General features: G+C 40.4%; 16 protein-coding genes and 1 pseudogene. 13 read left to right on the top strand and 4 right to left on the bottom strand.

Going from position 1 to position 19,619, the window contains the following annotated elements; genetic code table 11:
* Window positions 1-249 precede the first annotated feature (249 nt).
* The 7 genes from ACI3E5_RS12320 to ACI3E5_RS12350 all read left to right on the top strand — a co-directional run bounded on the left by ACI3E5_RS12320 (window position 250) and on the right by ACI3E5_RS12350 (window position 8,386).
* Window positions 250-4,830: a hypothetical protein gene (locus ACI3E5_RS12320; RefSeq protein ID WP_208770112.1), complete on the top strand. Its 4,581-nt coding sequence runs from the start codon at window positions 250-252 to the stop codon at window positions 4,828-4,830.
* Window positions 4,831-4,869: 39 nt separating this feature from the next.
* A complete protein-coding gene (locus tag ACI3E5_RS12325) occupies window positions 4,870-5,388 on the top strand; it encodes a hypothetical protein (RefSeq protein ID WP_498821793.1) in 519 nt (172 codons plus the stop codon).
* 25 nt (window positions 5,389-5,413) lie between these two features.
* Entirely contained in the window at window positions 5,414-5,977 is a 564-nt protein-coding gene (locus tag ACI3E5_RS12330; RefSeq protein WP_074934358.1) for a hypothetical protein, read from the top strand.
* A gap of 34 nt (window positions 5,978-6,011) precedes the next feature.
* Window positions 6,012-6,341, top strand: coding sequence for an LPXTG cell wall anchor domain-containing protein (locus ACI3E5_RS12335; RefSeq protein ID WP_016609681.1), 330 nt, complete (start codon window positions 6,012-6,014; stop codon window positions 6,339-6,341).
* A gap of 172 nt (window positions 6,342-6,513) precedes the next feature.
* Entirely contained in the window at window positions 6,514-6,909 is a 396-nt protein-coding gene (locus ACI3E5_RS12340) for a hypothetical protein (protein ID WP_016609682.1), read from the top strand.
* 124 nt (window positions 6,910-7,033) lie between these two features.
* A complete protein-coding gene (locus tag ACI3E5_RS12345) occupies window positions 7,034-7,381 on the top strand; it encodes a DUF7006 family protein (RefSeq protein ID WP_074934357.1) in 348 nt (115 codons plus the stop codon).
* 156 nt (window positions 7,382-7,537) lie between these two features.
* A complete protein-coding gene (locus tag ACI3E5_RS12350; protein ID WP_074934356.1) occupies window positions 7,538-8,386 on the top strand; it encodes a MerR family transcriptional regulator in 849 nt (282 codons plus the stop codon).
* A gap of 295 nt (window positions 8,387-8,681) precedes the next feature.
* On the opposite strand, the gene ACI3E5_RS12355 is transcribed toward ACI3E5_RS12350, so the two are convergent.
* A complete protein-coding gene (locus tag ACI3E5_RS12355; protein ID WP_010748787.1) occupies window positions 8,682-9,425 on the bottom strand; it encodes an EAL domain-containing protein in 744 nt (247 codons plus the stop codon).
* Between the two features lie 134 nt (window positions 9,426-9,559).
* On the opposite strand from ACI3E5_RS12355, the gene ACI3E5_RS12360 reads away from it, so the two are divergent.
* From ACI3E5_RS12360 to ACI3E5_RS12370, 3 genes are all read left to right on the top strand, one after another.
* Window positions 9,560-10,684, top strand: coding sequence for a GGDEF domain-containing protein (locus ACI3E5_RS12360; RefSeq protein ID WP_228074223.1), 1,125 nt, complete (start codon window positions 9,560-9,562; stop codon window positions 10,682-10,684).
* A 448-nt stretch (window positions 10,685-11,132) separates the two neighbouring features.
* Window positions 11,133-11,450, top strand: coding sequence for a hypothetical protein (locus ACI3E5_RS12365; RefSeq protein WP_086339094.1), 318 nt, complete (start codon window positions 11,133-11,135; stop codon window positions 11,448-11,450).
* Window positions 11,451-11,508: 58 nt separating this feature from the next.
* On the top strand, window positions 11,509-12,051 hold the full coding sequence (locus tag ACI3E5_RS12370) for a DUF3267 domain-containing protein (RefSeq protein ID WP_142966836.1): 543 nt from the start codon (window positions 11,509-11,511) through the stop codon (window positions 12,049-12,051).
* 194 nt (window positions 12,052-12,245) lie between these two features.
* Here ACI3E5_RS12370 and ACI3E5_RS12375 read toward each other — a convergent pair whose 3' ends face one another.
* The gene (locus ACI3E5_RS12375) at window positions 12,246-12,665 is read right to left on the bottom strand and encodes a DUF2000 domain-containing protein (protein WP_005232083.1); all 420 of its coding nucleotides are present in this window, start codon (window positions 12,663-12,665) and stop codon (window positions 12,246-12,248) included.
* Window positions 12,658-13,491 (bottom strand): AraC family transcriptional regulator, encoded by an 834-nt coding sequence (locus tag ACI3E5_RS12380; protein ID WP_142966835.1) that lies wholly within the window; start codon window positions 13,489-13,491, stop codon window positions 12,658-12,660. The genes ACI3E5_RS12375 and ACI3E5_RS12380 overlap by 8 nt, the downstream gene beginning before the upstream one ends.
* 367 nt (window positions 13,492-13,858) lie before the next feature.
* On the opposite strand from ACI3E5_RS12380, the gene ACI3E5_RS12385 reads away from it, so the two are divergent.
* A complete protein-coding gene (locus tag ACI3E5_RS12385) occupies window positions 13,859-13,963 on the top strand; it encodes a putative holin-like toxin (RefSeq protein WP_017144486.1) in 105 nt (34 codons plus the stop codon).
* Between the two features lie 896 nt (window positions 13,964-14,859).
* Here ACI3E5_RS12385 and ACI3E5_RS12390 read toward each other — a convergent pair.
* Complete coding sequence (locus ACI3E5_RS12390; RefSeq protein ID WP_498821796.1) at window positions 14,860-15,711, bottom strand: helix-turn-helix domain-containing protein; 852 nt, start codon at window positions 15,709-15,711, stop codon at window positions 14,860-14,862.
* 67 nt (window positions 15,712-15,778) lie between these two features.
* On the opposite strand from ACI3E5_RS12390, the gene yicI reads away from it, so the two are divergent.
* Both yicI and treP read left to right on the top strand, forming a co-directional pair.
* Entirely contained in the window at window positions 15,779-18,064 is a 2,286-nt protein-coding gene (gene yicI, locus ACI3E5_RS12395) for an alpha-xylosidase (RefSeq protein ID WP_260611254.1), read from the top strand.
* Window positions 18,065-18,097: 33 nt separating this feature from the next.
* Window positions 18,098-19,510: pseudogene (gene treP / locus ACI3E5_RS12400) on the top strand (PTS system trehalose-specific EIIBC component); the annotation flags it as partial.
* Window positions 19,511-19,619: the final 109 nt, after the last annotated feature.

The following is a 19,619-nucleotide window of genomic DNA, read 5'->3' on the forward strand; positions in this document are numbered from 1 at the left end:
CGCGTGTCATACTTACAAATAGTTTGTCCCAATAACCTTCGTTTTTGAGAATACAGAACTCGTATGTAGTTATTATTTTATGAAAACTTAATCTAACAACTTTCTCCAGACATTTGATTCATCAAAATGTCTTTTTTTGTCGTTCCCTCAAAAACGAAGAATATTGAGACAGCTTTGCGTGAAAAAGCAAGGAGCTATTCCCTAGTTTTCAGCTTTCTTAACGCAACAAAGACTTGAAGAAAGGAGGATATGATGAAATTACTTACATTGTTTTCTGCCGTATTACTACTGAGCAGCACGGGCGTCAACACGACGATGGCGTTCCAGCAAGTTGCTTATGCAGAAACAGAGTCACTTTCTGAAGGGACGCAACAATCTTCTGGGGAGGAAACCAATAATTCTGCTGATCAATCGGAAACGCAAGAGTCAACCGAGCAAAGCAGCGAGGAACAAACAACCTCATCGGAAGCCACCGATGATTCAACGACCGCTAGCCAAGAAGAAGCAGAGGAAAATGAAGCACTGTCCGAAGCAGAAACGCCAGATAGCTCAGAAGATGAAGCGGAGCCAGAAGCTGAGAACGAGCAAGTCGAAAGGTTTGATGCTGGAGCTTCAGCGGTCGCATTGACTGTAGCAAGTGAGGCGCAATTGCGGGCAATTTTACTTGGGGAATCCTTCACCGATGAAGAGGGCACGGAGTATCGTTACGAAGAAATCGCCAATGAGCAATCGCTAGTGCTTACTTTTGCCAGCAACTTGGCATTAACTGGGCCAATCAGTGGGATCCAACGGATGAACGTTACCTTTCGTAGTCAAGAAACACCTGTGATCGTTTCGCAGACGGCGGCAGAGAACCTGATGCAGTTTGCGGCACCTGTTCAACTGACTTGGCAAGGGGTGCAGCAACAAGGCATCCAGTCAGCGCAAGGGCTGGCTCAAACAACTGGGGCATCAACGATTACTTTTGAAGATACCCAACTGGAGCTGACCACTACCGCAGGACGCGTGGTGAATAATAACCAAGCACATCTTCATTTCAAAGGAACCAATGTGGTGACGACAGCGACGTCTTCCATTCCAACGTTATTCATGGCTGAAGGACTCTTTGTCGAAGGGCAATTGACGGTCAATCATCGCTCATCAAATGCCACACCAATCTTTGAAATGAATCAAGTAGCAGTCGCTAGCCAAGCTGAAATTTCTGTCACCCGAAGTACCAACAGCAATACTGGCACCGTCTTTCATATGACAGGTACCGCAGCAAGCCTTGATTTTGGTCAAGGAAGTATGACCACGATTCGCCAATCTGGCGCAATGGTTTCCCTGCCAAATGCCAATCAAGATAGTCGGTTGACGCTAGCAACCGGGGCAACACTAGATGTTGGCACGGGACAGGGGCTTTCTGGGGACTCTACCAGTACGTTAGGGGAGGTACGATTACAAGCAGGTAGTCAGTTAAAACTATCTGAGTACGGGACGGTCATCGAGACGCCCGCCATCAATGTCGGACACCGATTCATCGTTGAAAATAGTACCGCAGACCAACCTACCATTATTGAAGGAACGCGGACGGGCACAACGGCCGGAGCTTTTATCCAGCTCCAAAGTGCAAATTCCTCCATCGATTTTGGGGAGAATACACAAACGCGAATATCGCAGCATGGACCGATGTTTACGGGTGTGGCTAGTACCACGATAGTGATTCAAGACCACGTGAAAATGAACAATCAGCATAGCAACGGGTTTAATGGCAACGTAGCAGTCAACAGTATTGTGATTGGTGATCAGGTGGATATAACCATCAGTGAACCTAGTAATGCCACTGTTGGTCAAGCGTATCGAACCTTTTTCGCAACGTCTTCGGTTCAAATCGGAAGTCATACAACAATTGACGTACCGAGAACGCGAACGACCTCTTCAGCAAGTACATCGAATGTCGTCATCGGTTTAGCATCGAGCAACGGAAAAATCACCATTGGTGACTATTCAGAAATAGCTGTGAATCAGCGTGGGGCGTTCGTCAACGCAAGCTTGGCTCAGGTAACTCTAGGAAAATACTCAAAACTAACGGGCGTATTAGGGAATGGCTTTACCGCTGGAACGCTGGTCGATCAATTCGAGCTGCTTGAAGGGGCTGAAATCAATGTTGCTGAGCATTCAACGAGTGCAGCAGCCAATGCTTTTTCCGTGCAACGGCGTTTCTTCCTAGGAGAAAAAGCAGCAATCAATTATTCTCGCACATCATCAGCAGCAAACCCTCTCATTGCCTTAGGATCAACGACCACAGCTTCCCAATTTTTGTCAGAAGCAAATGCAACCATCACCCTCAATCAAGTAGGACCATTGGTGACTGGTCGCAGCACAACAGATATCTATATTGGTGAAGCAAATACGATCAGCCTACAAACCGCACAAGGCTTTACCGGTGGTACCTCATCTGCTGCTTCTTCAACCATTCGCCGGTTGCATGTGGGCGATCACTCTGAAATCACCGTTTCTGGACGAAACAATGCAAATGTCGATTTTTTCCGGTTTAGAGAAGAAATCAAACTAGGACGTGAAGCGGAAGTAACGGTCAATCATACTACGCGACAAGCTGCACGAGCCGTTTTTCGTTTAACCTTGGCGAATTCGAAATTTACGATGGAAGAAGCAAGTAAAGTTGAAGTTGATACTGGTGGTCGATTTATTCAAGGTGTTAGTACGAGTGACTTAGTATTTGGAGAAAATTCATATACTAGAATAAATGCAGCTAGGGGAATGACAGGAAACACCTCTGTTCGCTCTGTTATTCTTGCGCAAAAAGCTGAAGTTCATATGACAGAGCCAACGACTAGTAATATTCAAAATTCAGCAGTCGGACATAATTACGCACGAATAAGAGTAGCTCAACGGGTTGAGTTACTTGATAACGCTAAAATGACTTCTAAAAGGGATCGCACAACATATGATTCACGCTTTATCCAACTTGGAAATGCGAATTCCTTTGTCCGAATAGGAAAAGGTGCGCAAATGGATGTCAACCAATCGGGAGGAATATTTAGGGTAACCACGACATCGAATTTAATTCTTGAAGACGAAGCAGTATTTAATGGGGTTGCCAGAGGATTGAATACGCAAGGCGGTGGGAACGGCTCAAGCAATCATTCAAATTCTTTCGCAAACATTACAGTCGGTAAACGAGCGGAATTTTTCCTTACAGATAATCGGAATGGGATGGGGACAACAGCAGAGTTTACCAATCGTCCGCTTGTTAATGTACGAAATACCTTTATTGCCGATGAGGACTCAACCGTTACGTTAGAAACCATTAGAAATAAATTACAAGTTCTTTACTTCAGAACGGCAAATGCACAATTAAATGTAAAAAATGTTGAGCTATTTGAAATTAGTCATCCTACGACAAGAACAGGTCAAGCAAATGCACAATTACAGCGATTGATACGTTCGGAACAATATACAGTTGCAAATGGTCTTAAAATCAATGTAAATAACCAAAAATTCTCAGTATGGGAGAATGCTGCTTTGGAAACGCCAACCGAAGAGTTTATCAATATTTATGGAACGATGCGTATTAATCGTAACGGGGGAAATCCCTTTCCCTATGGGGGGACCGGTAGTGCAGAAGCTCGTTCAAGATTACTGAGTGGCGAACAATTCGATGGTTCCTTAGAAAGTCTTGAAACACAAACAGATATTTATCAAGTGATTGCCAAAAATAATTACAATAAAATTCGTTTTTCAGAACCAGAAGGTCTGGTTGCCCGAATCGACGCATTGAGTGATCAGTCGACTGAAATCACTGGTTCCATGTATGAGGATACCGATATCACAGTGATCTCCTATACCAATACTGACGGAGAACTCGTTGAATTAGACAAAAACTCTGAACGAATCGAATGGGGCGACTATCGGGATGAAAATCAGCTGTATCGCTATTTCCGCATTCCCTTAAGAGAAAATGAGCGATTGGAAACCGAGACAGAAGTGTCGATTTTCTTATCGAAACCTTCGATTGAGACCTATGTCGATGTGACCGCTCGTCAAACCGTGATTAAAGGTGTGAATTTTGAAGCATACAATATCACCTTAGATCGCTATAAAATTAATGAATTAAGCATGCAAGAAGAATTAGATGCTTTGATCCTTCAAGAAAGCCGAGCACAAGCCGCAAACGTCTTGACGGAAGCGGATATGACGGATGACTTTCGCATCGTAGAAACGGATCTTACACGAGAAGTCGACGAAGATGGTAGCTACTTTGCTGTTCTTGAGGTGGGGAATAAAGCCTACCAGCTGACAGTCGGTATCGATGTGACATCGAAACTGGAGCATATGCGGGTGACGATCCCAACCAAAATGGTCTTCGAATCCTTGTACAACACAGCGGAATCGAATCGTAATTTTGAAAGCCAAACGTATGAGATCCGCAATCAATCGCCACTTGCCGTGGATACCTACGTCAATCAACTGGCGATCGATGATAGTGCCAGTATTGTCTTATTAGAAGCGGGAGAAGATCCTCTCGACTATGCCGAAAGTGAAAGCGAAGAAGAAGACCCAACCCTGACCTATGACGATATTTCAACCCCGCTGTTGCGATTGAATCTAAAAACGGAAGAAACACAGATCCAACTCTATGAAGCGATGGAGGAACAACACTTGGTTCGCCTAGAAGAAAGAAGCCGCGTGCCGATTTCCTTAACGGGGGACTTCTATGGAGACTATCCCCAATGGATCGTTGATACAGAAGCCGATCAAGGTGGGTATTATGAAGACTTGCTCGTACCGAAGTATCGCATCGTCTTACGCTTTGTCCCACGAGATTAAAGAAAAAAGATCGTACCAAACGTGAAGGAGGTGAATCCATTGGAGCAAACGAATCAAACCGAAACGAAGGATCGACGGAAATGGATCTTGTGGTTGTTGCTATTGCTAGTACTTATCGGTGGGATCGGGTACTACTTTTACCAATCAAAAACAGCAGTCCCTTTGATCAGTGCCGACCTGTTGTCAGAATCTGGCGATGCCACCGATCAGCGGGTTTCTGAACGAGCGCAGGAGATTGCGGATGCGAATTATTTCACGCTGCAAATCAATCCAGAAGCCATTTTTGAAGATGGTCAAAGCACAGGATCCATCGAGATCGTCAATCCAGGCACCAATGTGTACCCAATCGCCGTGGATATCTCTTTACTGTCGAGCGGGGAAGTCATCTATTCTTCCGGTGCGATCTATCCAAACCAATTTGTTGAAAATGTCGCCTTGGCGACACCGTTGGCAAAAGGGGAATATCCCGCCAAAGCCACCATCAATATTTACGACCCTGAAAGCAAAGAAAAACAAGGGGTCACTGAAGCTGAATTAACGATTATCGTTAAGAATTAAAAAAAGGAAAAGTGAGGAAATAAAAATGAAAAAATTTGTAGCAGCCATTCTAAGTACAGCAACAATCGCAGGAGTAATCGCAAGCGGCACCACCGCTTTTGCGACACAAACCATTGACGGACGTGAAGGCGATACGTCAGGAGATGTCCAAGTAAACGGGATCATCGGATCATTCGATAACACAACCCCTGGACCAAATCCCGACGATTTGAACCAATGGATCAATGTGACGATTCCAACGACTGCTTTGTTCTATACAACAGAAGAGTCAAGCCACAAAGAGATCGTTTCACCTAGCTACACTGTGACAAATAACTCAGCAGTTGGTGTGATCGCTTCTGTTGCGGGTGTCGATACACCATTGAATATGGATGAAGTAGACTTGTTAAACGTAAACAGTATTGAGTTGTTTGAAAACGGCACACCAACCGTAGCAGAAACAGAATTATTTACCCTTGAAGGCAACCAAGGTACGAATGTAGGAACATTTGCGTTCACTGGTGAAGCAACACCGACCGATGCATCAGAAGAATCAAATCCAAGTTTCAAATTGGTCTTGAGCTTTGCGCCGGATGTAGAGGAAGACTAAGAATTGAAATCCCAGTAAAGAAGGGATCTATCGTATGAAAAAACGAAAACGAATCGTTCTTTTCGTCGCTGTGTTACTGACTCTGACTGTCTGGGATCTATCGGAAACCAGCGTCGCAGAGGCGACGACAGGGCAAGTCTCTGTGACCGGTCGAATCGGTGAAACGGTGACGCAAGAGGAAGAAGCAGACGATGACAATAAGAAAACGATCGTAGCAGATGGTTCTCAAATCGGACAAGGAAAATTACCACAAACAGGTTCATCAAACACAAGCAGTTTGATCATTCTTGGGTATACACTCCTAGTACTGTTTGTCGTCGCAGTAACAAGAAAAAAGAAACACGGTGAAAGCGTCGCTCCTTAACTATAGGCATCGCTAGAAGCGTAAAGGAGAAACTGTGGGGAAAACTTGCAGTTTCTCTTTTTTTGATGAAAGATTTAACAAAAAATCGACCAAAAGAAGAAACAGTACTTAGTGATACCACAAACGCTGCATAAGTGAGGTCAGTGATAGTTTTGAAAGAAGGATACAGAAGATGAAAATCAAGAAAGAAGCGTTTGAAAGAACCATCCTAAATAGTGAATACATCGGGTACTATACCCATCTGCTGAGTGCAGATACTTGCCCGTATCACCAAGGGAAACAACTCGATACCATGCGTTACTTACTAGAAAACGATCGTATAGAAGAAATAAAAGCCAGTGCTCGCTATTTATTTCCATTACGTAAATATAAATTACCCAGCAACCTGCAAAAAGAGTATCAATTATTGGAAGAATGTGTCTCCTTTATCTCAAGCTTAAACACCCATCTGCTGATTCCTCAAGCAGCCATTGAGCAAAGTCTGTCAATCAAGGCAGAAAATGGAGCAAAAGATCAAAAAGAGCATTACAAGCAGCTGGTCAGAGGATTGCTGGATATTCTGCATTGACACCTGTACCTGGGTGCTTTTTCAGCAGCTAGAAAGAATAGTGAATGAATAACTAGAAAAAAAAGCTGAGCTTTAGGAAGAAAATAACGGGACTTGTTCCCCTCAAAGAAAGGAGTAAAAAAGCATGACGGTATTTACTTCAAAAACAGAATACCTTGATGGATTTCAAAAGAAATTTGCGGAGTCACACCGCGTCAATGGCGCTTTAGCGGCGTATGTTGAAAAGCAATTGGCCCTCCTTGATGAATTGGTAGCAGCCATTTCACCAGAAACATTTTGGGCGATCACCCCAGATATTTTGGGCATCGACGCCAAACTGGTCTTAGTCACAGAAATGATGCGATTCGACGATTTTTCCGACAATGAGATCATTCGAATCGTTGAAAATGATTACCGCTTTTATCTAAAAGAACTGTGTGGTTACAATCTAGGAACAAAAGCGAAACATTCTCTGGTTTTCAATGTGAGATAAACAGTAAAATGAGTGAACTTTAGGGAATAGAGGCCTCAAAGGGCTTTTCAAACAATCCTGCAAAATCAAAAAGCAATCGTATAAGCCATTTCATTTAAGTAATCATTGACTCTACCCCTAGGGGTGGGGTTATTCTTGTTTTAGGAGGGAAATAGAATGAGAATAAGTGAAGTGGCAAAACGGGCAGAGCTGACAAAAAAAGCTGTTTTATATTATTGTGAGCAAGGTTTACTTTTCCCAAAAATTCTAGAAAACGGCTACCGTTCCTTCTCTGAAGCAGATGTTATACGGTTGCAGACGATTGGCTTATATCGAAAACTAGGGTTGAGTGTTGTGGAAATCAAAGCATATTGCGCGCATCCAGAGTATTTGAAACAAATCATTCAGGAAAGAAAACAAGCAGCCCGAAAATTAGAAGAAACGATCCAGCTCTTGGACGCGCTCGCTGATGGAAGACCAATAGAGGAACTGGCAGAAGAAATCGGATCCCTAGACAAGAAAAAGACGATCATGACAAAGCTATTCGAATTGTTTCCTAGTAACTACGGGCGTTTGATTGGATTTCACTTTTCTTGCTATTTAGACGAACCAATTGAAACAAAGGAGCAGCAGCAAGCTTTTCAAGAAATCGTGGAATTTTTGGATACTACAGATCCGTTCGTTTTATCAGAAGAATTGACGCTTTTTTTGGAAGAACACACGCCTTCGTTTACGAAAGAACAAGTAGAGGAAATGCGCGTGTTTAAAGAACAAAGTCTTAGTAATTACAGTGATTTTGTCAAAAACAATAAAGAGACAATCCAAGCATACCATGCTTTTAAAGCAAGTCCTGCATATCTCGATTCACCATTAAAACAGATCGAAGAGCAGATGAAGCATTTTTACCAATCAAGTGGTTATTATGAAAAATTTATTCCTGCTATGAGGCGAGTAAGTCCTTCTTATGAAGCCTATTACCAAAAGTTGTTAGCAGCAGATGAGATGGAACAAAAACATCTAAAATGAAAAGAAAGCGAAACACCACTGGAACGTATCCTGTAGAGTGTTTCGCTTTCTTTGATTTCTGTTTGTGGGATGGATTGGATAAAGCAATGTTCCTATCGTTTCTTCCCCTGTTTGGATAAAATCTCTGTTGGAATGATTGAATTGAGTTCAGGAAAATCACCGTTAAAGCGATGCCGAATCAGCAAAAATTCTGCAAATAAAATTATTTGTGTTATATTTGAAGGGCATCTGTTCGTTTTTTTAATAATCGTTTATTTTTGATCGCGTATAGTGAGAAAAATAAACGATGCGAGGACTATTTTTTTCGCTTTAATTGATCAGCTGGGGCAGGTTTGTCCAAATAAAACCCTTGTTGAAGAAAAATCTCTTCTTCAAGCAGGTACTCATGGATATCCGAGGTTTCGACCCCTTCGACAATAAATTGGATTTTACGATTGCTGGCGATATTTCGCCAGAAGTCGATCAAAAAGAAAATCTCTTTTTGGGACAGGACTCGCAACGAGATAGGCGAAAACTTGATCACATCGATTTTATCCAGCATCGGTGCAATATTTGTCAGTGAATGAATGCCTGTCCCTACATCATCCAATGCGACAGAGAAGCGCATCTTTTTTATTTGGTTGATTTTGTTCATAAGAAAGGACTTGGGATCACAAGCGATAGAAGGTTCTGTATCGTCTTCGGTGATCTCAATCAAAATACGGTCATGGTAGGGAGCTAAATCAGCTAACATCAAAAAGGTTTCTGGGTAGCTGAGTTGTTGCGGGTGGATATTGAGACTGATTTTTGTTTCTTCGTTCGGATGAAGCAAGCTGAAAATTTCATTTCGATACCACTGCAGTAAACGAGTATGTAATTTTTTGTATTTGATCACTTGCTGGAAGAAGGAAAGGGGAAACCTATTTCTTTCGGTACTTCTCAATAATAATTCGTAGCCAATCACTTTCTGACTATCTGCTTTCATTTGAAAGATAGGCTGGGCATCAAAATATAATTGGGGAAATATCGATAAGAGTTCTTGTTCTATTTTCTCAGACATTGGTTTCTGCTCCTTTCTGGGGTCGCTTTATTTTTGGTTTCATGAAGTGCAGGAAAAAAGCTTATTTCGTGCGCTGCATCGTTAAAGAATCGAGCCTTTCAAAATCATGGGCGAACGATTTTAAAGAAAAATCTATGAAAGAAAGAAGGAGTAGTGTGTTTGTCCATCTGATTTATGCTGCGATCTATTCTGTGTTAGTCGTGAGCTTGCTCATTTCGTATGATTTGTTTATCAAGAACTTCAAAGAATTGAATTTACGCCTGTCGTTTAAAATTCTTATTGGTATTGTTTTGTTTATTTCGCAAGTCTACTTTATTATATCATTTTCTTTGAACAGTATCGGTTATGTTGCGTATGAATATACGATTCCAATCTTTATTTATTATTTTGGCATTCTCAAAGAAAAAATCTATCTGGTTGGGTTAGTACCCGTCATTTTGCTGACCTTTTTTGCATTGATCAATAAATTTGAATGGGAAGCCATGCTCTTTATTATCGGATTAAATTATATCATTTTAATCGTTACGGGCTTATTAAAGAAAAGATTTTATGGACAACCAAATCACACAGCATTTTACCTATTTTCGATTTTCGTTACGGTTGTCTCGCCGATGCTCAACGCCTTGCTTTTTTATCGCCGCGAAATTAGCGTTTGGGATGTAGTGTCTTTAGGCATTGGATCTGTGGGGATCGTTTCTTTATGGAAGTATTATTTGCAGAATCAAAAAAATTTCCTGGAAAAAATTAACACAAAAATCATTGAACGCAATTATGATGAGTTGACCAAGGTGAAAAATTTCCGCAGTCTGAACGAGGATATTTCAAAGCTGGCGCTACTTGAGAAGGACCAGCTCGTCGTGGTGATGATGGATTTAGATCATTTTAAGCGCATCAATGATCACCATGGACATCAAATCGGCAATCAAGCCCTATCCTTCTTTTCGGAAAAGCTGATGACGTTTCTCTACCAGAAAAGTCCTTCCCATTTAGTCGAAGTCTATCGATATGGCGGCGAAGAATTTTTAGTCCTATTTAAAGAGAATACTTCTGATGCTGTGAAAAAAATTATTGAAGAATTCCATTTGTTTTTAAGCAATGAACAGTTGAAATTAGAAACCGCCCAACTGACCCTTTACTTTTCGGCAGGGATTTCAGAAGCAGCCTCTGCGTTAGACATTTCAGAAACCTTTTACCAAGCAGATCAAGCATTGTACGAAGCCAAAAGAAAAGGCAGAAACCGCACGATTATTTTTTCTTGAGACGTTTGCTTTTCTAAAGAAGGTTTCGCAGTCTTTTCTCAAGTAGATCAGGTGTTGTAAAAAACCAAAAGGAAAGACAAGGTCGTATGATTTTTTTAGACGAATGCTTTTCAGAAGAAATTTTAATAAAGAGACAAGGTTCGCAGGCTTCTTTGTCCAGCGTCGTAGCTTTTTCAAAAGGAAGAGAGGAAGCAATCTGGTAAGTATAACGGTTTACCGATTATCTTGAGAGGTTAATTGAAGGGAAAAAACAAGTAGAGTGCTTTTTAAGAAGTGGGAAGAAACCACTTCTTTTTTTGCACCAAGCATTGGGCAGTCGCGCTTGGCAGCATCGACTTGGTTTTCTGGCGTGTTTACAGTCTTTAAAAGCAATGGTATATTTATTTGATAAGTAAATAAAATTATTTTGTACCTGTGCGTAACGATTACTGACTAAGGAGACTTCCCCATGAAACCAATTCGGCGAATACTGTACCAAAGTGTTTTGTACGTAGCTATTCCTTTGATCGTGAGTCTACTGATTGGCTACCTAGCCAAATGCTCACTCCTGATTCCTGCCTCCATTATTTATGGCGTTCTTTTAGTGTTTATGATCCCTTCCGACAGCTTTTTATCAAGCAGCGTGGACTACCAAACGAAAAGCATGAATCCAAGTTTTCGTCCTCCGCCATTAAAGAGAAGGTTTGAAAGTGCGCCAGAGATGATCAATTTCCTCTTCGTTTTAACTGCACTGGTTTTGTGTTTGTTGCTCTTATTGGTTGGGTGAAGGGAATTCATAGAAATCATGTACTAAGAAGAATGACAAAAAGAAGAGGAGAACAGCGATGAAATTACTCAAACAAATCAATTTGATGGATGATAAAAAAACAATAAAGAGATTGAATCTCGCGGCGATTCCTAGTTTTATTTTTTTCTATGTGTTCTTTACACTCTTTGTCTTAGGTGGTCATGGGTCAAATGCTGAAACTTCGCTTATTTTCGATCTTTTGATCTTAATGGTTGCATATTTTATTCTCATCATTATTCATGAATTGATCCATGGTGCCTTCTTCAAGCTTTTTGACCCTGAAGGGAAGGTAAAGTTTGGGTTCAAAAATGGCGTAGCATATGCCACGAGTCCCCATTCCTTTTATTCAAAAGGGAAATTTGCCATCATTTTATTGGCGCCATTCCTTGGCATTTCTGTGGGTCTCTTTCTATTTTATTTATTTGGCTGGTTGACGGCATCTCTTTTTACCTTGATTGCTGCCGCACATGCCGCTTCTTGTGTGGGAGACTTTTACTTTCTTTTTCTGATTGTTAAAGCACCAGCGAACAGTTGTGTAGAAGATACTGAAGTGGGGCTGAATATTTATCAAGGAGAGTAGTTTATTTTTCAATTGATCTTGTCAAAATCAAAGAGCAAGAAAATGTATGCTAGAAAATCTCTTACAAAAAAACAAACACCTCAAAAGTGTTTGTTTTTTTTATAGGACTGTTTATAAAAAACGTATATAGCAAGAAGACTGTTCGGCCGACAAAAAGACAACTTGTTTTAAACGACCGTTTTCTTATTAGCGCTTTACCGATACAACGGTAAGCTGCCAGCGACTTTATTGATACTCTTTTTCTTGCCTTTTAAACAAAGACCAAAATAAGCCAGTGTTTCTGTGGGAATCGTCTCAAGCGTCTGGCGGTATTGCTCATAAGAATTGGTGGTCTGAGCAACGTCGGAAAAATCAATGATGGTTACTTCTGGATCTGCTTGTTGACTGATCGATTCACGAATGGTCTGCAACTGTTCCTTGTTCGTTTTTAAGATAGGAATGGGGAAGTTGACAATGCCAAGGTGTTTTCTGCCTGTGGAATCGTAAATATCCTCTCCGATTCCTTCGGGAAACAATTTGCCTAAGGTTGCGCCTAAAATTGCTGCAGTATTTGCAACTAAGCCAATCGGTAATTGTTCATCGATAATCATGACACATTTTTCTTGGTTATTCATACGTTCTCACTCCATCTTCTTGGTAAATTGTTTGGTAAGCTTTCGGGGTGACCCCAATCAAGCTTTTAAAGATACGGGTAAAATGACTTTGGTCACTAAAACCTGTCAGAAAAGCGACTTCTGCAATTGCTTCTTGTGATTCTAGTCTTTTCTTGGCAGCACTGATGTGCACCGTACTTAAATATTGAAACGGCGACAGCCCATACGCTTTGGTAAACTGCCGAATCAAGACGTACTGATTCATTCCAAGAACGTCACTTAATTCACTCAAGGACAATTTTTCGGCATAATGTTGATCGATATAGGCTTTTGCCGTTGCGGCTTTATTTGACACCGGGTCCGTTTGTTCGTGGGTGAAATTCGCATACTGAACAAGCAGGTCGTGAAGCAGACAAGTAAAGCGTTCTTGCTTTTCAAACTCATCACCGCGATCCGACAGCAGCAGCTGATGAACTGCATGAAATTCCTCTTTTTCTTTCACTTGGCGAATGACCGGTTCAGGAAAGTGGGGCGTCAATTGAGTGTTAAAAATTTTTTGTACTTGTACCGCCATGTTCTCCGGGGTTAAGTGGATATTACGGTAAACCAGCTTTTCCTCCGTGAGTTGCTGGCAGCGGTGGGCAGCCTTTGGCGGAATCAAAATCAAGTCGCCTGCTTCAACGATATAGCAGGTATTTTGACAGGTGAATTGACGCGTCCCAGCTTCCATCAAGCCAATCACATAATATTCGTGCCAATGGTTAGGAAACTCCTGCTGGATGCCGTTAAATAATAAAGCTTCTACACCAAGGGTGCTATCTTGAATGATTTTTCGTTCATTTCTCATCTGCATTCTCCTTTTTGTTACTATAACAAAAGTGGTTTTTGGTGAATAGAATGATATTGACTTTTGACTTTTTTTCTTGATGGAAGACACTTGGTTGGGACTGAGAAAAGGGGCTGGAGAAGGTCGGAAAAGAGTGGATCAGGCTTGAAGAGAGAACAGCGGGTTATTTTGACGAATTTATGGAATGAATCACAGCAGATGGACCATGCGCCGTGAAAAAATAATGATAAATCCTTGGCATTTGAAAGTTTTATTGATGGAAGTATGGGACCATTTGACTGCAGTAAAGTTTGTGACGGTGGCTATCTTTGAAAGGTGGTGGTGCTTATGAATGTAAGTACTAACTCTTCAGAAAGGAGAAGCCTTTTTGTCCACAGCGGAAGCAATCGGGCTAATGATCAGTTTTGGTACATTTACCGCCATGCTGATCTTTGGTATCCTAGCCGCAGTGAAAAATGACAAAAAAAAATAACCGTCGACTTTAACAGGGAAACGGTTATCTTTTAAGTTAAAAAACCTGTCGCCGTCTTAAATGGCGCTGTAGAGGGGTTGTGGCAACAACTCCTCTTTACATAGTTAGTATAGCAAGAAGAGAGTGATTTTTCAACTTTAACAAGGATATTTTCAAACAAAATCGATAAGCGACATAGGCAAAACCTTATTCTCAATTGGAATAAGGTGTTCGATATAGTCATTTTTGAAAAGTGTTCGAACATCTAAAAACGAATGCAATGTTTAAAGAAAAGGGAAGCATTATTATCGAAACTAGCGGCTAATAAGTTCCAGATAAATTCTGGTACATTTATTGCCGTGCTGCTCTTTCGTATCCTAGCCACAGTGAAAAATAACAAAAAAATAACCGTCGACTTTAGCAAGGAAACGGTTATTTTTTTACTAATAAAACCCTGTCGCCTTCTTCAAAGGTGCGAAAGAGGAGTTGTGTCCACAACTCCTTTTTATATGGAGCGTGTAACAAATTTACAGGATCTGTTCAACGGGGGGATGGCATAGCGGATCATCATAAGAGAATAACGCTTCTAGATAGGTTGTCAAACAAGATGCAAAATTTTCTCATTTAAGCATTTAAAATAAAGTATGTGAAGCTCGTTATTCAGACTATTCTTGGTAAAGGGAGGTGCAACTTTTTTACAACCACGATTTTGCTCTTAGGAAAGTTATCCGTTATCGTGAGATTATCAGAAAAGCAGAAGTGGAAGCATGTATACTTTTGAAAACGCATGCATTTTCTGTGTTGTGTAGAAAAAAATGGTCAGAATTGAATATTTACTGAGTTTTTACCGAATAGAAGCCATGATACTATTGACTTACAGAAGCGAAGATCTTCTAAAAAAATGGTTCGAACTATAATTATCTTCTGTATTCTTTTGGCGTTAGTCCAGACATCCTTTTGAATTGACGGCTAAAGTGAGTGGCATTTTCATAACCGACAAGATAGGCGACATGCTGAATGGTCAAATCAGGTTGACGTAACAAATATTTTGAATGATTAAAACGTAATTCATTGAGAAATTGGCTTGGCGTTTTATCATATACTTTTTTGAAAACGTTTGTTGCATAGCTGTTGCTAATATTTAGCTGTTGAGCAATCATTTTGATTGATAAAATATTTGGCTCGAATTCAAATGGATTCAATGTGTATTGTGTAAAATTTGCCTCGATCAAATCAGCGATTTTTTTTGCTAAGACTAGTGCAGTTTTATCTTGAATGACTGTATCATCTTCAGGTGGTGTAAACGTCAAAAGTTTTTGGACTAACTGAAACAATAAAATTTCAATGGATAATTTATCCTCCGTAGAAAATGTTTTAAATTGGCTATAGGCTAAAAATTCTTGCATGATTGCTGAGATTGCTCCATGTTGGTTTGCATGAGCATCAATAAAAGTGGGGACATGTTGAATTAAACGCTGCTGCAAGTTTAGGTCATTGATATCGAAATGTATGACAAAAACGGTCATTCCTTCTTTAGAAACACAACGATTGGAATGCCGATAACTTGGAGGAATAAAAATAAGTTCGTTGGCATGGACGAAGTATTTTTTTCCATCCACTGTACTTTCTTGACAGCCATCAAGAACAAAAAGAAGTTCAAATGCTGTATGAGATTCGTCTGGAATAGACCAACCAAAATCAAATGTTGTTTTTCGGGCACCAAAAATGAGAATAGTATTGGTGATCCTTGGCAATCGATTTATTGTCAACACTCCTTATGGGAACCAATTATTGCTTCATTATATAGAGATTTTTTTGAAAAAGCGAGGGTATATTGTGAAATTTTTTGAAGGAAACTGGGGAATCAAAGAAAAAATGAAAGCGGATTTTCCTGTTGAAGTTTTTGACTGGACGTTTGATCATGACCAGCTTATGATTTATTGTCCGTTTCGCCACATCGTTGATAAAGGAAAAACGTTGAATACGGGAATGATGACAATTGAGTTTTGTGCTTATCAAGACGAGATTATCGGAATCAGAATGTTTCACCATCAATCGGGAATTGAACAAAGAAAGAAATTTCCGTTAGTTCAAAATCATGCGACTCTGGATTTCGAGGAAACAGATTCAATGTTGATTTTGAGAAACCAACGGACAAAGATTGAAATCATTAAAGAAGATCTTACAATAAAATATTATTATGATGGAAATTTGAAAACAGAAAGCCGCAGTAAGAGTAAACTTTACGTGGAGGAGACGACGAGTCAAAAATCATATGTAGCAGAACAGTTGAGTATCGGGATCGACGAGAAAATTTATGGCTTCGGTGAGCAGTTTACAGAATTTGTTAAAAACGGACAATCGATAAAAATATGGAATGAAGATGGCGGTACAGGAACCGAACAGGCCTATAAAAACATTCCTTTCTATGTGACAAGTAAGCAATATGGCGTATTTGTGAATCACCCAGAAAATGTTGAATTTGAAGTCGGCAGTGAAAAAGCCGCAAATGTTCAATTTTCAGTAGAAGGAGAAGTACTAGAGTATTACTTTGTTCCGGGGACACAAATTAAAGATGTACTGAGAAAATATACACAATTAGTTGGAGGAGGCGTCTTGCCGCCGGCATGGACATTTGGCTTGTGGCTAAGTACTTCTTTTCTGACTAAGTATGATGAAACGACGGTTTTAACATTTATTGATAAAATGATTGAACAAGATCTGCCATTTGATGTCTTTCATTTTGATTGTATGTGGATGAAACCTTTTGAATGGTGTAATTTTACTTGGGATAAACAAATGTTTCCAGATCCAGCTGTATTGATTCAAAAGATTAAGCAGCGCAACCTAAAAGTTTGTTTATGGATTAATCCTTACATTGCACAAAAATCACCTTTATTTGTCGAAGGGGATCAAAAGGGATTCTTATTAAAGAATTTGCAAGGGAATACTTGGCAGTGTGATAAGTGGCAAGCAGGACAAGGGATTGTTGATTTTACGAATCCTGCAGCAAAAGATTGGTATCAAAGTTATTTGCGGACACTCATTCGGATGGGGATTGATTCATTTAAAACAGATTTCGGAGAGCGGATACCGACAGATGTTCGTTATTTTGATGGCTCATCGCCAAAGGCAATGCACAATTATTACACGTATTTGTACAACGAGGCAGTGTTTGAAGTGCTGCAAGAAGAAGTAGGAGAAAGTGAAGCAGTGGTTTTTGCTCGTTCGGCAACAAGTGGCTGTCAAAAGTTTCCAGTACATTGGGGCGGGGATTGTACTCCAGATTATTATTCAATGCACGATAGCTTACGAGCAGGACTTTCTTTTGGACTGAGCGGTTTTCAATTTTGGAGTCATGACATCGGTGGGTTTGAATCTGGATGTGATCCGGATATCTATAAGCGATGGACACAGTTTGGTCTATTATCTTCTCATTCGAGATACCATGGCAGCAAAGAGTACAAGGTACCTTGGTTATATGGAGAAGAGGCCGTGGCAGTTACGCGGCGTTTTTCCAAATTGAAGATAGAGTTGATGCCATATATATGGAAAGAGGCATGTCTATGTGTGCAACAAGGACTCCCGTTTCTTAGACCAATGATTTTAGAATTTGAAAATGACCCGAGTGTAAAAAACATTGATACACAGTACATGTTTGGAGAACGTATTTTGATTGCACCGATTTTCAATAAAGAAGGAAAGGTGTGGATCTATCTTCCAGCAGGACGTTGGTTTAATTATTTAGATAATGAGGTCGTCGAAGGCAATCGTTGGGTTCAACGTACCTATGACTATTTTCATTTACCAATGTTCATTCGCCAAAATTCCCTTTTGATTACAGGGCAAGGAAGGCAAGCTGTCTATGATTACTCAAAAGATTTGACGATTCATGTGTATGAGCTCTCAGAAGATAGGAGTCTTGAAGAGGCGATATATAGTCCGTCTGGGAAAAAGATTGGTGGTGTCACAGTTTCTTACTCTGGAACTGAAATGCTTGTCCAAACCAAAGGCCTAACAAATTGCAGTATTGTTTATCACGGTACAAAAGCCGGTCAGTATTTTGAACGTACCTATAAGATGGCGGAACAGTCAGAATTGACTGTGAATCCTTACCAATAAAAATAAAAATGAGTAAAGATAGGAGTTTTCATTTTGGGAAAATATCATGAAGAAGCAAAGCAGCTTTTAAGTTATATTGGCGGAAAAGAAAATGTAGCAGCAGTGTCCCATTGTGCTACGCGTATGAGATTTGTATTAAATGATCCTGTAAAAGCACAAGAAGAAAAAATCGCTGAGTTACCTAGTGTGAAAGGGATGTTTACAAACGCAGGACAATTTCAAGTAATTATCGGAAACGAAGTGCCAACTTTTTACAATGATTTTGTGGCAATTTCAGGTGTAGAAGGTGTGTCGAAAGAGCAAGGAAAAGCGATCGCAAACCAACAGCAGAATATGATTCAGCGAATTGTGGGTATTTTAGCAGAAATCTTCTCCCCTTTATTGCCTGCAATCATTGTCGGGGGATTGATTCTAGGGTTTCGAAATGTTTTAGGAGATGTTGACTTTGGTGGAGGCACGATTGTTTCTAATTCAGTTTTTTGGAGTGGGGTGAATGACTTTCTGTGGTTACCAGCAGAAGCTATTTTCCATTTCTTACCGGTTGGCATTACCTGGAGTATCACTCGTAAAATGGGAACAACACAAATTTTGGGGATTATTTTAGGAATTACTCTTGTTTCTCCGCAATTACTGAATGCTTATGCAGTTTCTGGAACAGCTGCTGCGGATATTCCAGTATGGGATTTTGGTTTTGTCCAAATCGATATGATCGGTTACCAAGCACAAGTGATTCCAGCAATGCTGGCTGGATTTATGCTTGTCTATTTAGAAAAATTCTTCCGTAAACGGATTCCAGAAGCTGTATCGATGATATTTGTGCCATTGTTTTCTTTATTACCAACAATTTTAGCGGCGCATGTTATCTTAGGACCAGTCGGTTGGGTCATTGGTGGTTGGATCTCGTTAGTGGTCAATTATGGATTGAGTTCTAGTTTTAATTGGCTCTTCAGCTTTCTTTTTGGCGGCTTATATGCACCATTGGTTATCACTGGATTACACCATGCAGCGATCGCTATTGATTATCAATTGATTGCAGATTTCGGCACGACGAGTTGGTGGCCGATGGTACTGATGTCAAATATTGCTCAAGGTTCCGCTGTTTTAGCAATCTATATATTACACAGGGGAGATAAAAAGGAAGAACAAATCTCCATTCCAGCAACGATTTCTGCCTATCTGGGTGTAACAGAACCTGCAATGTTTGGGATCAATTTGAAATATTTGTATCCTTTTGTAGCAGCGATGATTGGCTCAGCTTGTGCATCAATGTTTATTACGGTCACTAATACACAAGCATTGAGCGTTGGTGTCGGTGGCTTACCTGGATTTTTATCTTTTCCATTTGATAAGTGGGCTTTCGTATTTATCGGTATGGGAATCAGTATCGGCGTGACCATTGCAGGAACCTTTATACTAAGAAAAGTTCCTGCCTTGAATAAAATGGATCGCTAAGAACGAGTCATATTGTAAGAAATGAATTGGGGAAGTAAGAAAATAAAAAGCAGATTCGGGCATCACTTTCTAGTGTTGCCCGAATCTTTAGTTGCATCAAAGT

The organism is Candidatus Enterococcus avicola (assembly GCF_047470845.1).
GTDB classification, from domain to species: domain Bacteria; phylum Bacillota; class Bacilli; order Lactobacillales; family Enterococcaceae; genus Enterococcus_D; species Enterococcus_D casseliflavus.

What these genes read in the sequence shown, in the direction of transcription:
- ACI3E5_RS12320 (WP_208770112.1), top strand. Translation starts at nt 250, where the DNA reads ATGATGAAATTACTTACATTGTTTTCTGCCGTATTACTACTGAGCAGC.
- ACI3E5_RS12330 (WP_074934358.1), top strand. Translation starts at nt 5,414, where the DNA reads ATGAAAAAATTTGTAGCAGCCATTCTAAGTACAGCAACAATCGCAGGA.
- ACI3E5_RS12335 (WP_016609681.1), top strand. Translation starts at nt 6,012, where the DNA reads ATGAAAAAACGAAAACGAATCGTTCTTTTCGTCGCTGTGTTACTGACT.
- ACI3E5_RS12340 (WP_016609682.1), top strand. Translation starts at nt 6,514, where the DNA reads ATGAAAATCAAGAAAGAAGCGTTTGAAAGAACCATCCTAAATAGTGAA.
- ACI3E5_RS12345 (WP_074934357.1), top strand. Translation starts at nt 7,034, where the DNA reads ATGACGGTATTTACTTCAAAAACAGAATACCTTGATGGATTTCAAAAG.
- ACI3E5_RS12350 (WP_074934356.1), top strand. Translation starts at nt 7,538, where the DNA reads ATGAGAATAAGTGAAGTGGCAAAACGGGCAGAGCTGACAAAAAAAGCT.
- ACI3E5_RS12355 (WP_010748787.1), bottom strand. Translation starts at nt 9,425, where the DNA reads ATGTCTGAGAAAATAGAACAAGAACTCTTATCGATATTTCCCCAATTA.
- ACI3E5_RS12360 (WP_228074223.1), top strand. Translation starts at nt 9,560, where the DNA reads ATGAAAGAAAGAAGGAGTAGTGTGTTTGTCCATCTGATTTATGCTGCG.
- ACI3E5_RS12365 (WP_086339094.1), top strand. Translation starts at nt 11,133, where the DNA reads ATGAAACCAATTCGGCGAATACTGTACCAAAGTGTTTTGTACGTAGCT.
- ACI3E5_RS12370 (WP_142966836.1), top strand. Translation starts at nt 11,509, where the DNA reads ATGAAATTACTCAAACAAATCAATTTGATGGATGATAAAAAAACAATA.
- ACI3E5_RS12375 (WP_005232083.1), bottom strand. Translation starts at nt 12,665, where the DNA reads ATGAATAACCAAGAAAAATGTGTCATGATTATCGATGAACAATTACCG.
- ACI3E5_RS12380 (WP_142966835.1), bottom strand. Translation starts at nt 13,491, where the DNA reads ATGAGAAATGAACGAAAAATCATTCAAGATAGCACCCTTGGTGTAGAA.